Origin of the sequence: Flavobacterium sp., assembly GCF_028689845.1 — a bacterium.
In the GTDB taxonomy this organism is placed as follows: domain Bacteria; phylum Bacteroidota; class Bacteroidia; order Flavobacteriales; family Flavobacteriaceae; genus Flavobacterium.
Genome location: NZ_JAQVCH010000001.1, coordinates 258,626 through 272,342 on the forward strand (window position 1 = coordinate 258,626; position 13,717 = coordinate 272,342).

16 protein-coding genes are annotated in these 13,717 nt (G+C 32.9%); 13 read left to right on the forward strand and 3 right to left on the reverse strand.

Going from position 1 to position 13,717, the window contains the following annotated elements; all coding sequences use genetic code 11:
* Positions 1-15: 15 nt before the first annotated feature.
* Positions 16-246: a uracil phosphoribosyltransferase gene (locus PHR76_RS00950; protein ID WP_300057350.1), complete on the reverse strand. Its 231-nt coding sequence runs from the start codon at positions 244-246 to the stop codon at positions 16-18.
* 46 nt (positions 247-292) lie between these two features.
* Here PHR76_RS00950 and PHR76_RS00955 point away from each other — a divergent pair, with 46 nt between their 5' ends.
* On the forward strand, positions 293-1,234 hold the full coding sequence (locus PHR76_RS00955) for a hypothetical protein (protein WP_300057352.1): 942 nt from the start codon (positions 293-295) through the stop codon (positions 1,232-1,234).
* On the opposite strand, the gene upp is transcribed toward PHR76_RS00955, so the two are convergent.
* Positions 1,229-1,882 (reverse strand): uracil phosphoribosyltransferase, encoded by a 654-nt coding sequence (gene upp, locus PHR76_RS00960; protein WP_300057354.1) that lies wholly within the window; start codon positions 1,880-1,882, stop codon positions 1,229-1,231. The two genes, PHR76_RS00955 and upp, sit on opposite strands and share 6 nt — an antisense overlap.
* A gap of 69 nt (positions 1,883-1,951) precedes the next feature.
* Between upp and PHR76_RS00965 the strand changes: the two genes are divergently transcribed.
* Positions 1,952-2,557, forward strand: a complete 606-nt coding sequence (locus tag PHR76_RS00965) for a DUF4254 domain-containing protein (protein WP_300057357.1) — start codon at positions 1,952-1,954, stop codon at positions 2,555-2,557.
* Positions 2,558-2,695: 138 nt separating this feature from the next.
* Positions 2,696-3,697 (forward strand): glycosyltransferase family 9 protein, encoded by a 1,002-nt coding sequence (locus PHR76_RS00970; RefSeq protein ID WP_300057517.1) that lies wholly within the window; start codon positions 2,696-2,698, stop codon positions 3,695-3,697.
* 93 nt (positions 3,698-3,790) lie between these two features.
* Here the strand turns inward: PHR76_RS00970 and PHR76_RS00975 are convergent, their stop codons facing one another.
* Positions 3,791-4,843 carry a 2Fe-2S iron-sulfur cluster-binding protein gene (locus PHR76_RS00975; protein ID WP_300057360.1) on the reverse strand — a complete coding sequence of 351 codons (1,053 nt, stop codon included), beginning with the start codon at positions 4,841-4,843 and terminating at the stop codon, positions 3,791-3,793.
* Between the two features lie 129 nt (positions 4,844-4,972).
* Here PHR76_RS00975 and PHR76_RS00980 point away from each other — a divergent pair, with 129 nt between their 5' ends.
* The 10 genes from PHR76_RS00980 (at position 4,973) to atpH (ending at position 13,700) form a co-directional block, all read left to right on the forward strand.
* The gene (locus tag PHR76_RS00980) at positions 4,973-6,445 is read left to right on the forward strand and encodes a DUF5687 family protein (protein ID WP_300057362.1); all 1,473 of its coding nucleotides are present in this window, start codon (positions 4,973-4,975) and stop codon (positions 6,443-6,445) included.
* 14 nt (positions 6,446-6,459) lie between these two features.
* Positions 6,460-7,155, forward strand: a complete 696-nt coding sequence (locus tag PHR76_RS00985; RefSeq protein WP_300057365.1) for an ABC transporter ATP-binding protein — start codon at positions 6,460-6,462, stop codon at positions 7,153-7,155.
* Positions 7,156-7,318: 163 nt separating this feature from the next.
* Positions 7,319-10,135: a tetratricopeptide repeat protein gene (locus tag PHR76_RS00990; protein ID WP_300057367.1), complete on the forward strand. Its 2,817-nt coding sequence runs from the start codon at positions 7,319-7,321 to the stop codon at positions 10,133-10,135.
* 8 nt (positions 10,136-10,143) lie between these two features.
* Entirely contained in the window at positions 10,144-10,554 is a 411-nt protein-coding gene (locus PHR76_RS00995) for a polymer-forming cytoskeletal protein (protein ID WP_300057520.1), read from the forward strand.
* A 16-nt stretch (positions 10,555-10,570) separates the two neighbouring features.
* On the forward strand, positions 10,571-10,747 hold the full coding sequence (locus PHR76_RS01000) for an AtpZ/AtpI family protein (protein ID WP_366143560.1): 177 nt from the start codon (positions 10,571-10,573) through the stop codon (positions 10,745-10,747).
* A 4-nt stretch (positions 10,748-10,751) separates the two neighbouring features.
* A complete protein-coding gene (locus PHR76_RS01005) occupies positions 10,752-11,138 on the forward strand; it encodes a hypothetical protein (RefSeq protein ID WP_300057370.1) in 387 nt (128 codons plus the stop codon).
* 132 nt (positions 11,139-11,270) lie between these two features.
* Positions 11,271-12,353 carry a F0F1 ATP synthase subunit A gene (gene atpB, locus PHR76_RS01010; protein ID WP_300057373.1) on the forward strand — a complete coding sequence of 361 codons (1,083 nt, stop codon included), beginning with the start codon at positions 11,271-11,273 and terminating at the stop codon, positions 12,351-12,353.
* A 40-nt stretch (positions 12,354-12,393) separates the two neighbouring features.
* Positions 12,394-12,591 carry an ATP synthase F0 subunit C gene (gene atpE, locus PHR76_RS01015; RefSeq protein WP_300057376.1) on the forward strand — a complete coding sequence of 66 codons (198 nt, stop codon included), beginning with the start codon at positions 12,394-12,396 and terminating at the stop codon, positions 12,589-12,591.
* Positions 12,592-12,675: 84 nt separating this feature from the next.
* Positions 12,676-13,167 carry a F0F1 ATP synthase subunit B gene (locus PHR76_RS01020; RefSeq protein ID WP_300057379.1) on the forward strand — a complete coding sequence of 164 codons (492 nt, stop codon included), beginning with the start codon at positions 12,676-12,678 and terminating at the stop codon, positions 13,165-13,167.
* Complete coding sequence (gene atpH / locus PHR76_RS01025) at positions 13,167-13,700, forward strand: ATP synthase F1 subunit delta (RefSeq protein ID WP_300057523.1); 534 nt, start codon at positions 13,167-13,169, stop codon at positions 13,698-13,700. The genes PHR76_RS01020 and atpH overlap by 1 nt, the downstream gene beginning before the upstream one ends.
* Positions 13,701-13,717: the final 17 nt, after the last annotated feature.

Genomic DNA, 13,717 nt, shown 5'->3' on the forward strand with positions numbered 1-13,717 from the left:
GAGTTAGAGAACGTTTTACTTTAAGAAAGAGTGAGCGGTAGTATCTTGTTTTTCTTCGTTGTTTTTTTGGTGCGTTCTAAGTTGTAAAACCCAATAAACAAGGGCAGAAAAACAAATAAGCATGAATACAAAATTAAATATATTGGCTCCCCACCAGCTAGACAATTCCAGGTTTCTGAAAAAGTCGTATGGAAGAAGTAAAAGATCTACAAACAAGGTTTGAATTGCTTCGAAAAATGCTTTCATAGTATAAAGTATTATATTTACATTCGCAAAAGTATAAAATATCCTTATGATAGCAAGTCTTTTTAGTAAATCTAGACCATTTAATTATGTTTTACTTACTTTTTTATTGGTTTTATGCTATTTACTATATCAAATTAAGCACAATTTTAGTAGTCCAACCGAAGAATTTATGGTTTTTGGATTAATTGAAAAAGGTTTCGTTTTAATTTTATTGGTTGCTTCCATTTTTATTACAAACTTTATTGCCAAGAAAAATGGATTGAGTAAAGACAGTAGTTTTTCATTTCTCTTCTTTTTTCTTTTTATTTTGTTTATTCCTTCCGTTTTTGATAACGTCAAGCTAATACTTTCTTCCTTTTTTATATTATTGGCTTTGCGAAGATTGATTTCAATGAAATCGATGATTACACCAAAAGAAAAAATTTTTGATGCATCTTTTTGGATTTTTATGGCTACTCTTTTTCATTTTTGGAGTATTTTATTTATTGTCATAGTATTTGTTTCGATTATCCTCCATGTTTCTAACGATTATAGAAATTGGATTATTCCTTTCATTGCTTTATTTACCGTCTTTATACTTTTTTTATTCTTCTCGCTTATCATTGATAAACAGTGGATTACTATAGTGTGGAATCAAATGCAACTGGATTTTGAATTTTATTACTTTACGAATTCTATTGAAAACTTGTCTTTGTCTATTTGGGTATTATTTTCTGTGTTTTTTCTTTTCGCAATGATTTTTACGTTGTCAAAACGGCCAATAATTTTACACGCTTCTTTTCAAAAGATACTTTTTTCAATGATTATTGCAGTATTGGTTTACGTTTTTTCTTCAGATAAAAGCAACGACCTATTAATTTTCGGGTTGATGCCCTTGTCCATTTTAGCCACGGCTTACATAGAACAACTTCGTGATGCGGTTGCTAAAGAAGTGATAACAGCAAGTATTGCAATTTTAGGATTACTTCTTTTTGTATTTCAATTATAATTTAATGCCATAAGCCAAATCACCTGCATCGCCTAAGCCAGGTATAATATAGTTTTTTTCATTCAAACCATCGTCTAGAGCAGCAACCCAAAGATGGCAAGTAGGCGGTAAGTTTTCTTCTAAATAAGCGATTCCTTCAGGCGTAGCAATAACCACTGCAATGTGAATTTCTTTTGGATTTTGCTCTAAGTGAAGTTTTTGTAAAACGGCAACCATCGATTGACCAGTGGCCAACATTGGATCAATTAAAATAAGCGTTTTATTTTCAAACGAAGGAGCCGCTTGATATTCAACCAAAATTTCAAAATAATCATCGTTGTTTGGATGATGACGATAAGCCGAGACAAAACCGTTTTCAGCATTATCAAAAATGGACATAAAACCAGTATGCAATGCTAAACCAGCTCTTAAAATGGAACACAAAACCACATGATCTGCAATGGCCGTTGTTTTTTTTATTCCAAGTGGTGTTTGCACCTCGATAGGCTCATAAGCTAGGGTTTTACTCAATTCATAAGCCATAATTTCGCCAATGCGTTCGATATTTTTCCGAAATCGCATACTGTCTTTTTGTATATGAACATCGCGAATTTGGGCTAAAAAATGATTCAAAACACTGTTTTGGTCTGAGATAAAATGAAGTTGCATAAACCTTTTGTATTGGAATTAGTTTGATAAAGGTATAAAAAGTATATTTGTATTTTAAACTCTAGAGCTATGTTTTCACAAACTGCATTTTCTGTTTTCGAACAAAGTATTATCGATTATCACATTCATAACGATGTAAATCAGACGATTAACAACCCATTTCCAAAAGATAAAATTGAGCATTTATTGTATGCTAAAAACTGGGTAGATACTGTTCAATGGCATTATGAAGATATTATTCGTGATCCACAAATTGACCCTGTTGCCGCCTTAACGTTAAAGCGAAAAATCGATGCTTCCAATCAGGTTCGTACCGATATGGTGGAATATATAGACAGTTATTTTCTCCAAAAATACAGTGATGTCAACGTAAAATCGGATGCTACCATCAACACCGAAAGTCCAGCTTGGGCTTTTGACCGCTTATCTATTTTAGCTCTGAAAATTTATCACATGAATGAAGAGGCCACGCGTATAGAAGCATCGGCAGAACACCGTGCAAAATGTCAAGAAAAATTAAATGTACTTCTTGAGCAAAAAAGCGATATGTTTTCTGCTATAGATCAATTGTTAAAAGACATTGAAAATGGCAATAAGTATATGAAAGTGTACAAGCAAATGAAAATGTACAATGATGAGGAGTTAAATCCGGTATTATATCAAAATAAAAAATAAACATTTTTGAACCAGTAAGCGATAAAGAAAATTAAGTACCAAAGCTTAAAGACCTTCATCTCTTACTGGTTTTTAATTTTTAAAAGTCGCTAATTGCCTCAGAAATCCAAACACATCCTTGTAATTCGTTTATCAGCAATGGGCGATGTGGCCATGACCGCTCCTGTTTTGCGAGCTTTGGTTTTACAAAATCCCGAAGTAAAAATCACCATTGTTTCCCGTCCTTTTTTTAAACCAATCTTTGATGATATTCCAAATCTTACTTTTTTTGAAGTTGATTTAAAAAAACGGCACAAAGGTTTTTTAGGTTTAATCCGATTATTTTTAGATTTGAACAAACTCGGAATTTCTCACGTAGCCGATTTACATAATGTTTTACGTTCGAAAATAGTTCGCAGTTTCTTCGCCTTAAGCGGAAAAAAAGTTGCAGCAACCGATAAGGGAAGAGCTGATAAAAAAGCGTTAACTCGCACTGCCAATAAAGTTTTTAAACCCACCAAATCCATGTTTGAACGTCACGTGGAAACTTTTACTAAATTAGGTTTTCAAATTGATTTGTCAAAGCCACAATTTCCCGAAAAAGCGATTTTATCAAACGAGATTTTGAGCAAAACTGGAGAAGTTTCAAACCTGAAACTAATTGCAATTGCTCCCTTTGCTCAGTATGAAGGCAAGGTTTATCCTTTAGATTTAATGCAAAAAGTGGTTGATGCATTGGCCCAGCATCCAAACTATAAAATTTTGCTTTTTGGCGGCGGAAATGAGGAAATTAAAAAATTAATTCAATTGCAAAACCATCATGAAAATGTGGTTGTTGTTGCCGGAAAAATTAATTTTAAAGAAGAACTTCAACTTATTTCAAATGTAAAGGTGATGCTTTCTATGGATTCTGGAAATGCTCATTTGGCTGCAATGCTTGGCGTAAAAGTTATTACGCTTTGGGGAGTAACGCATCCGTTTTTGGGCTTTAAACCGTTTAATCAACCGTTGGAAAATTGTTTGGTTTCAGATAGAACAACTTATCCATTACTACCAACATCGGTTTACGGAAACAAAACGGTTCCTGGATATGAAGATGCCATGCGAAGCATTTTACCTCAAAAAGTGATTGAAAAAATTAACACAATTCTTAGAGATTAATTGTAGGATAGTCGTTGCTTTTCAAACTAGGATTCAGTTATCTTCCCTAAATGCAATTTATTTATCTTTCAACCAATCACTAGTCACTAACCACTATACATCATCATAATCAATCACTAATTCGGAAGAAGTAGGATGAGCTTGACACGTTAAAATTAATCCGTCTGCAATTTCTTTATCCGTTAAAATCGTGTTCTTTTTCATTTCTGCCGTTCCTTTTTTAATTCGGCCTAAGCAACTGCTACAAATACCGCCTTGACAAGAATAAGGAGCGTCTAAACCTTGTTTTAAAGCAGCTTCTAACACATTTTGTTTTTGCGACATTTCAAACGAAGTTTCATCACTATCTAATAAAATCGTGATTTTTGTGTGTCCTTCTAACGATTGACTAATCTCATTTTCGCTAGTTGTGGTCGAAAACAATTCAAATTTGATGTCTTTTTCTTTAACATTGTTTTCTTTAAGTGTTTGACTCACTAGATTAATCATTTCTTCTGGTCCGCACAAATAGAATTTATCAAATTCTTTTTCTTTATGCTTATTTTTCAAAATAAAATTAATGGTAGATTTTTCAATGCGTCCGAATAAGTGATCTTCTATATTTTGTTGGCTAAAAACATAATGTACAAAAAACCGGCCAATATATTTTTGTTGTAAATCGTGTAATTGATTGTAAAAAATCGTGTCTTCGGGTTTTTTATTGCCATAAACCAATACAAAAGTGCTGTTTGGTTCTTTCTCTAAAACGGTTTTAAGAATTGATAAAACGGGAGTGATTCCGCTACCGGCCACAAAAGCAGCATAATTCTTAATCCGAGCAGCATCGGGTTCAAAAGTAAATTTTCCTTCGGGAGTTCCTACTTCTAGTACTTTCCCAACGGTTAATTGTTCGTTGGCAAACTTTGAAAAATAGCCGTTTTTTACCGCTTTGATTGCAATTCGAAGTTCCTTACTTTCAGGTGAAGAACAAATAGAATAAGCTCGACGAATTTCAATCCCATCAAGGGTTAATTTTAAATTAATATATTGGCCCGCAATAAATCGGAAGTTATCTTCGATTTCTACAGGAATATGAAATTGAACAGAAACAGCTTCTGGCGTTTCTCTTTTAACTTCTTTTACAGCTAATTTAAAAAAAGTAGACATGGTGTTTTTTTTGACAAAGTTACAAATATGAACTAGTATCCTCTCAATTCAACACTAATTTTTATTTTTACATGTAACAAATTAACGATATTGGTTACTAACTTTACAATCATAAATCACAACTTGTTTATGTTCAAACACTTTATTTCTCTTGAATGGAAATCTTTTTTTAGAGCCGCCTCGTTTCAAACCAACATGGCTTTAAAAATACTGATGCTTTTTGTTGCCCTCTATTTTATTGTCATGTTTTTGGCATTAGGGGCGGGTTCTTATTTTATTATAGAAAAAGCAACATCCGAAGAACCTTTTGGGTTTATTAACAAATTCATTATTTATTATTTTGTTTTTGATTTGGTTTTCCGATTCTTTTTTCAAAAAACACCAGTACTTAATATTAAACCGCTTTTGTATATTAATATTAAGAAAAGCACCATCGTAAATTATACACTCGGAAAAACAGTTTTGTCCTTTTTTAACCTTGTACATCTGTTTTTTTTCATACCACTCGCGGTTGTTTTACTAATTGAAAACTTTGAGGTCTTGGGTGTTTTCTCGTGGTTGTTTTCGATGCTTCTATTGGTGTTTAGCTTTAATTTTCTAAACATTTTAATTGATAAAAGAGATGCCGTTTTTTATGCAGTGGTTGTTTTATTTTTGATATTTGGCAGTTTGCAATATTTTAATTTATTTGATGTAACCTTTTATACGCAAGCTTTTTTTTACAGTTTGTATGAAATGCCTTGGATGGTTATTTTGCCTATCGCATTCCTTTTAATTATTTTTAAAATTACGCATTCCTTTTTTAAACAAAATCTATATTTAGATGCCGGATTAGCTATTAAACAAGAAGAAGCGAAAACCCAAAATCTAGACTGGCTCAGTCAATTTGGAACTTTAGGTACTTTTTTAAAAAACGACATCAAATTAATTACCCGAAATAAACGAGCCAAAACCGTCATTTTAATGAGTGTTTTGTTTCTGTTTTACGGTTTGCTTTTTATGACTGGAGCAATTGAAGCCTACAAAGGACCCGTTTGGACCATTTTTGGCGGGATTTTTGTTTCAGGAGGGTTTTTATTCAGTTTTGGACAATTTGTGCCAAGCTGGGATAGTTCTTACTACAATTTAATGATGAGTCAAAACATTCAATACCGCGAATATATTAGTTCAAAATGGTGGTTAATGGTTATCGTAACGTTGATTTCTACCTTAATTGCTTCTTTTTATTTGTTTTTTGGATGGAAAGTTTATTTGGCAGTCTTGGCTGCAGCGGTTTACAACATCGGAATAAACGCTTACATCGTTCTTTTGGCAGGAGCTTATACTAAAACACCTATTGATTTAATGAGTAATCGCAATGCGTTTGGCGATAAAAAAGCCTTTAATGTTAAAACGTTGTTGCTCATTATCCCACAATTAGTTATTCCTCTTGGGTTGTATTATGCTGGTATCACTTGGTTCAATGACTTGACGGGCTTTGCCTTTGTCGCTCTTGCCGGTGTTGCTGGATTTGCCTTAAGAAACAAAGCTTTTGATAGCATCGAAAAAATATATAAAACCAAGAAATACGAAACAATTGCAGCGTATAAACAAAAAAATTAATCAACACAATTGATATGATACAAGTTCAACAGCTTACAAAAACATATAACGGCACAACCGTTTTAAATATTGAACACTTAGAAATTCCAAAAGGGCAAAGTTTTGGGTTAGTGGGAAACAATGGAGCCGGAAAAACAACTTTTTTCAGTTTGTTGTTAGATTTAATTCAGCCTACAACGGGTTTAATTACAAGCAATTCCATTCAAATTAATACAAGTGAAAAATGGAAACCGTTTACATCTGCCTTTATTGACGAAAGTTTTTTGATTGGTTATTTAACTCCAGAAGAATATTTTTATTTTATCGGCGAATTGCGTGGATGGAATAAAGCTGATGTGGATAGTTTTTTAATGAATTACGAAGATTTTTTTAATGGCGAAATTCTAAAAAATAAAAAATATTTACGTGATTTATCCAAAGGAAACTCTAAAAAAGTAGGGATTGTGGCCGCTTTAATTGGCGAACCAGAAGTTATTATTTTAGATGAGCCGTTTGCTAATTTGGATCCAACAACTCAAATTCGGTTAAAAAAGATTATTAAAGAATTAGCCGAAAGTAAAAGTGTAACCATATTAGTATCCAGTCATGATTTGCAACATACTGTTGAGGTTTCTAATCGCATTGTGGCACTTCAAAAAGGCGAAGTTGTATTAGATTTAATTCCCTCCTCTGAAACCTTGAAGGAATTAGAAGCTTTTTTTGCGGCTTAAAGGAGCCGATTTTGCGATTTATTTCACCTCGAGAGGGGCAGATAACGAATTTCTGTTTAAAAAAACGGCATTATTTTTCTCTATTTCAAAAAGAAACGTATTTTTACCCTTGCGATATACTAAAAACGGGAGTTTTTAGTTATGCCTTTAAATGTTTTTTATTTTGAAACCCACTATCTTTCGCTATTTACTTGCTTTTGTTTTCGTTGCTTTTTTGATAGCTTGTTCTACCAAAAAGGACAGGTTGATTAATCGAAAATTTCAAGCTCTCAATACAGAATTCAATGTTTTGCATAACGGAAACCTCTCTTTAGAGGCGGGTTTAAAAGACATTGTAGTCAATTACGGCGACAATTATTGGGAAACACTTCCTATTGAACGCATGCAGCCGGAAGAAGAAGAAATTTTGCCTGGACAAAATAAAAATGCCAATTTTGAAAAAGCCGAAGAAAAAGCAACCAAAGCCATTCAGAAACGCTCCATGTTAATTGGCGGAAGCGAGAAAAACCCTCAAATGGACGAAGCTTATTTGTTACTTGGAAAAGCAAGGTATTATGACCGCCGTTATGTTCCCGCTTTAGAGGCTTTTAATTATATCTTATATAAAAATCCAGACAGCGATAAAATTTATGAAGCCAAAATTTGGCGTGAGAAAACAAATGTTCGTCTAGAAAATGATGGATTAGCCATTAACAATCTTACTAAATTATTAAATGACATTAAGTTTAAAGATCAAACTTTTGCCGATGCAAATGCAACGTTGGCTCAGGCTTATTTAAATTTAGAACAAAAAGACAGTGCTATTTCTAAGTTAAAACAAGCGATAAGTTTTACAAAAAAGAACGAAGAAAAAGCTCGATACCGATTTATTTTAGGACAATTATTTGAAACAGTAGAGCAAAAAGACAGTGCTTTTCAAGCCTATCAATCCGTGATTGACATGAAACGAAAATCACCAAGGCAATATGTGGTTCACGCTCAAATTAAACAAGCACAACAATTTGATTATGCCAAAGGCGATACCCTTTTATTTATAACTGAATATAACAAACTCATTGACGACCGTGAAAACAGACCGTATTTAGACTTTTTATTTCACCAAAAAGCACTGTATTATGATGTACAAGGAAACGATCAACAAGCGGTTTTTAACTATAATAATTCATTAGATTACCAAAGTAACGATAAGTATTTAATGGCTTCTAATTATAGAAACATGGCCGAAATTTACTTTGATCAAGCTGCTTATCAAACTTCTGGAAAGTATTTAGACAGCACACTTGTTTTGCTCAACCAACGTACTAGAGAGTTTAAAAGTATAAAGAAGAAAAGAGATAACCTTGAAGACGTAATTAAGTATGAAGGAATTGCTCAACGTAATGATAGCATCATTAACATTGTTTCACTTTCATCAGAAGACAAAACCGCTTATTTTGAGGATTATATTGCCAGTATTAAAAAACAAGATGCCATTGCAATAGAAAGAGAGAAATCCCTAAAAGAAGGAAGAGAAAACGAAGCAAACAACCTAAGTTCAACGGGACAAAATCAGATGGCTTTTAAAAACCAAGCTAGTTTTGGTCAATCAAATCCAAAAGCCTCAACGTTTTATTTTTATAATCCAAGTTCAGTTGAATTTGGTAAAATTGAGTTTGCTAAACGATGGGGAAAAAGAAGTGCGGAAGGAAATTGGCGATTGGCGAAAGGAAAAAAAGTTTATCTAGTTGATGAAGAATCAATTGCAGAAAACGACGATGAAAAAACAGAAGATAAAAAAGTAGATTTACGCTATACGGTTGATTTCTACCTTGGCCAATTACCAACAAGTCAAAAAGAAATTGACAGCATTGCCAAAGAACGCAACTATGCATATTATCAATTGGGTGTAATTTATAAAGAGAAATTTAAAGAATACCAATTAGCTGCCGATCGGTTAGAAATCTTACTCAAAAGCAGGCCAGAAGAACGTTTAATCTTGCCGGCGATGTATAATTTATATAAAATTTATGAAATCATTGACCCCGCAAAAGCAGTGGCGATGAAAGATAGTATTGTTACCCAGTTTCCAGATTCTCGTTATGCTCAAATCTTAGGCAAAACGGGCACTTCTGCAGAAAATTTAATTGACGACCCGGATATTGTTTACAATAACATCTTTAAAGAATATGAAGCAGGAGATTATCGAAAAGTTTTTGCAGCTGTTGAACCCGCAATAGAAAAATTTACTGGCGAAGAAACCTTGCCTAAATTTGAATTGCTTAAAGCAAGTGTTACTGGAAAAATTAAAGGTGTTTTTGAATATAAAAAAGGACTTAATTACGTGGCTTTAACCTACCCAAATTCTGAAGAAGGAAAAGAGGCAGAATTATTACTTTCAGACAATATTCCGTATTTAGAAAGTTTATATTTTGACCAAGAAGAACCTACCAGTTTTAAAATTTTATACAAAGCAGACAATCTAGACGACAAGAAAACCAAAGCGGTTATTGAAAAAGTCACTAAATTCATAAAAGAAAGAAATCAAAGCCAATTAACTACTTCTATTGATTTGTATTTAATAGATAAAAATTTCTTTGTCATTCATGGTCTTCGAGATGAAGAATATGCAAATGGAGTTGTTTCTATTTTGAAAGAATTCAAGGATTATAAAATTGCAGAACCAACCATTATTATTTCTTCAGAAAATTATAAAATAATTCAAATCAGAAAAAATCTAGAAGAGTATTTAGATCCTTCATTACGAGTAATTCCACCACCTTATGTGGCTAAGCCAAAACAACCCAAACGAGCAGAGACCAGACAAGAAATCGTGATTCCTACTAAAAACAAGAACAACCCGAAACAGTCGCAAGGAAACAATAGTATGCGTCCGCCAGATGGAAGTGATGAGAAAAATTCTTCAAAAGGAAATCCGAATAGTAGCCAAAATCCGCAATCGCAAATGTTGCCACCGTCTCCTGCCAACCCCAAAAAAGGATAACCATGAGCATGTTTAAAAAAGATTCAAAATCGTATACAGAATTATTAGGAAAAACCAATCGAATTGTAGAAAGCACGATAATTAAAGGAGATATTTCTTCTTCTGCAGATTTTCGATTAGACGGACAATTAATTGGAAATTTTCAATCTAAAGGAAAATTAGTTGTTGGTCCCGCCGGAAGTATCAAAGGAGATATTAGTTGTAAAAGTGCCGATATTGAAGGAAAATTTGAAGGAAAAATTCAAGTTTCGGAATTGCTAACCATCAAATCCAAAGCGAGTATTCATGGTGAAGTGGTTTGTGGAAAATTAGCGGTAGAACCAGGAGCCGATTTTAGTGCCACTTGCGTGATGAAGCCCAATATAAAATTACTATTACCCCACAATAATGGAGCAGGAACCGAAGAAAAAACCGCCTAATAAGTGGCTCGTTTTTATGAATATCCCGTTTCAAATGGGGATTATTATCTTTGCAGGTGTTTATTTTGGTCGTTGGCTCGATGAAAAACAGCAAAATGATAAGGCTCTATTCACAATAATTTTTTCGTTATTAGCTGTTTTTATAGCTCTTTATAACGTCATCCAACAAGTAAAAAATATTAATAAAGAATAAAGGAATGAAAAATAAATTACTTCCATTTTTAAAACAATTCATCCCTTTTTCAATCCTATTATTCACAATTCAATTTCTACTAACCCATTATTTGTTTGCAGAAACTCCTTTTTTTTATTCGTTGTACAGTATTTATGCTTTTCATTTTATACTGACTTTTCTATTCTTTTTATTCCTAGTTTTTGTAAATTTAACTTTCTTTGATAAAACAGGCTATGCTTTTTTAGCGACAGGGATTTTAAAAATGATGGCTTCTGTGGTGTTTTTGATACCCTTGATTAAATCGAATTTTGAAAATAAAATTCCAGATGTTGGAGCTTTTTTTATTCCTTTTTTTCTGTTTTTATTGTTTGAAACTATTCATTCGGTTCAGCTTTTAAACTCGAATTAATTAAACATTCTTTATAAAACACATCTGAATCAATCATTTCTTTAAAAATAGTTTAGATATATTTCCATATAATAATTAAATATGTACCTTTGCACGAAATTTTAATGACATTAAATTCTGGTCAATTTAAAAATGAGAATAGCAAAAAGTACCATTCAGTTCGTAGCGGTTTTAGTAATAACTCTATTTTCTTATAGTAGTTTCGCAAATCAACCGCATTCAGAAGATAAAGAGTTTAGTGCCACAGACTTAATCAATTCGCATATTGGTGATTCGCATGAATTTCATATTGCAGATTGGAACGGCCATCCGATTTCACTTTATTTACCCGTAATTTTATGGACAGAAAACGGATTAAAAGTGTTTTCTTCTTCAAGATTCCATCATGATAATGCTGGTGTAGAAATTGTGGAAGTAGATGGTGAACAATTTGTTCGCTATAAAGAAGTGATTTATTATGCTGACAAATATGCTCAAATCACTGATGAAAAAGACAAATCCGGATTAAATTTTGCAGCAAGACCACTTAATTTTTCTATAACGAAATTGGTTTTTTCCATGATGTTATCCGTTATTATTTTATTCTTATTGTTTACGGCAGTAGCACGATCTTATAGAAAAAATAAAATGGCACCTAAAGGGTTAGCCGGATTTCTGGAACCATTAGTTATTTATGTACGTGATGAAATTGCTATTCCGAATATCGGAACAAAACAATATGCTAAGTTTATGCCTTATTTATTAACCGTCTTTTTCTTTGTTTGGATTAATAATATGATGGGCCTAATTCCTTTCTTTCCATTTAGTTCAAATTTAACAGGTAATATCTATTTCACTTTTGTATTGGCGTTTATTACGTTTGCAATTACAACTTTAAACGCAAATAAAGCCTATTGGGGTCACATTTTTGCACCGCCAGTACCAAAGGCATTATATCCTATTATGTGGCCAGTAGAGATTATTGGAATGTTTACAAAGCCATTTGCATTGATGATTCGTCTTTTTGCAAATATTACAGCAGGACATATTATTATATTGAGTTTAATCTCATTAATCTATATTTTTAAAACCGCTATGATATCACCAGTTTCTATTGGGTTTGTATTATTCATGAGTGTCTTAGAAATGTTAGTAGCAGCTCTTCAAGCGTATGTATTTACTTTGTTGTCTGCTTTGTTTATTGGTCAGGCTGTTGCCGAACATGACCACCACTAAAAAGAGTTTTTTTAATTATTAACTATATAAATTTAACATTATGGTATTAGCTGGAATCGGTGCTGGATTAGCTGTTATTGGAGCAGGAATTGGTATTGGAAAAATTGGTGGATCTGCTATGGACGCTATGGCAAGACAACCAGAAGCTGCTGGAAAAATTCAAACTGCTATGATTATTGCTGCTGCTCTTATTGAGGGTGTAGCTCTTTTCGCAGTGGTAGTTGCATTAATTGCATAGTAATTTTAAGAAAGAACAAGTTTCGCAACGGTTGGTTGCGAAACTGTTTTTAAAAAACAAAAAACAATTTAATCTATATAAAACATGAACTTAACTTCACCGGAAAGTTTAATATTTTGGACGACATTAATATTTGTTGTTTTCTTCTTTTTGATGGCAAAATTTGCCTGGAAACCTATTCTAGGAGCTGTTAAAAGCAGAGAAGAGTCAATCAATAATGCCTTAGCATCTGCTGAAACGGCTAAGCTAGAAATGCAAAACCTAACGGCTTCAAACGAACGTTTGTTAGCTGAAGCTCGTGCTGAACGTGATGCAATGATGAAAGATGCTCGTGAAATCAAAGAAAAAATGATTAACGATGCTAAATTAGAAGCTCAGGTTCAAGGTGAGAAAATGATTGCACAAGCAAAATCAGCTATTGAAAGCGAGAAAAACGCAGCTATGGCAGAATTGAAAAATCAAGTGTCTTCATTATCTTTAGAGATTGCAGAAAAAGTATTGAAAAGTGAATTATCTAACAACGAAGCTCAAACCAAATTGGTTGAGAAAATGTTAGGCGATGCTAAATTAAATTAATTCCTATGTCAAGAGCTGCCATAAGATATGCTAAAGCAATTTTAGAGACCGCTGTTTCTAGCGGAAAAGCTGAATCAGTGAATCAAGACATGAAAATGATTTTGGATACCGTAAACAGCAATGCTGAATTGCATGCGTTTTTAAAAAGTCCCGTAGTAAAACCTGCTGAAAAATATGCTGCTATTTCAGAAATTTTCTCAAACGTTCAGCCAGATACAAAAGGATTATTTCTTTTGCTTCAAGCTAATAAACGATTTGAAATTTTAGACGGAATTGCTCAACAATATAATGCACAACACGATGTGTTAAACGGAATTGAAGTGGCATATGTTACAACAGCCTTTCCAATAACTGCCGAGTTAGAATCAAAAGTACTTGCGAAAATTAAAGAATTTTCAACAAGTAAAATCACCTTAATTAATCAAGTAGACGAAGCCATAATTGGTGGGTTTATTTTGAGAATAGGCGATAAACAATACAATGCTTCTGTGGCCAACAGGTTACAGGAATTAAAAAGAGAGTTAAGTAATTAATATTCCAATAAAGATAT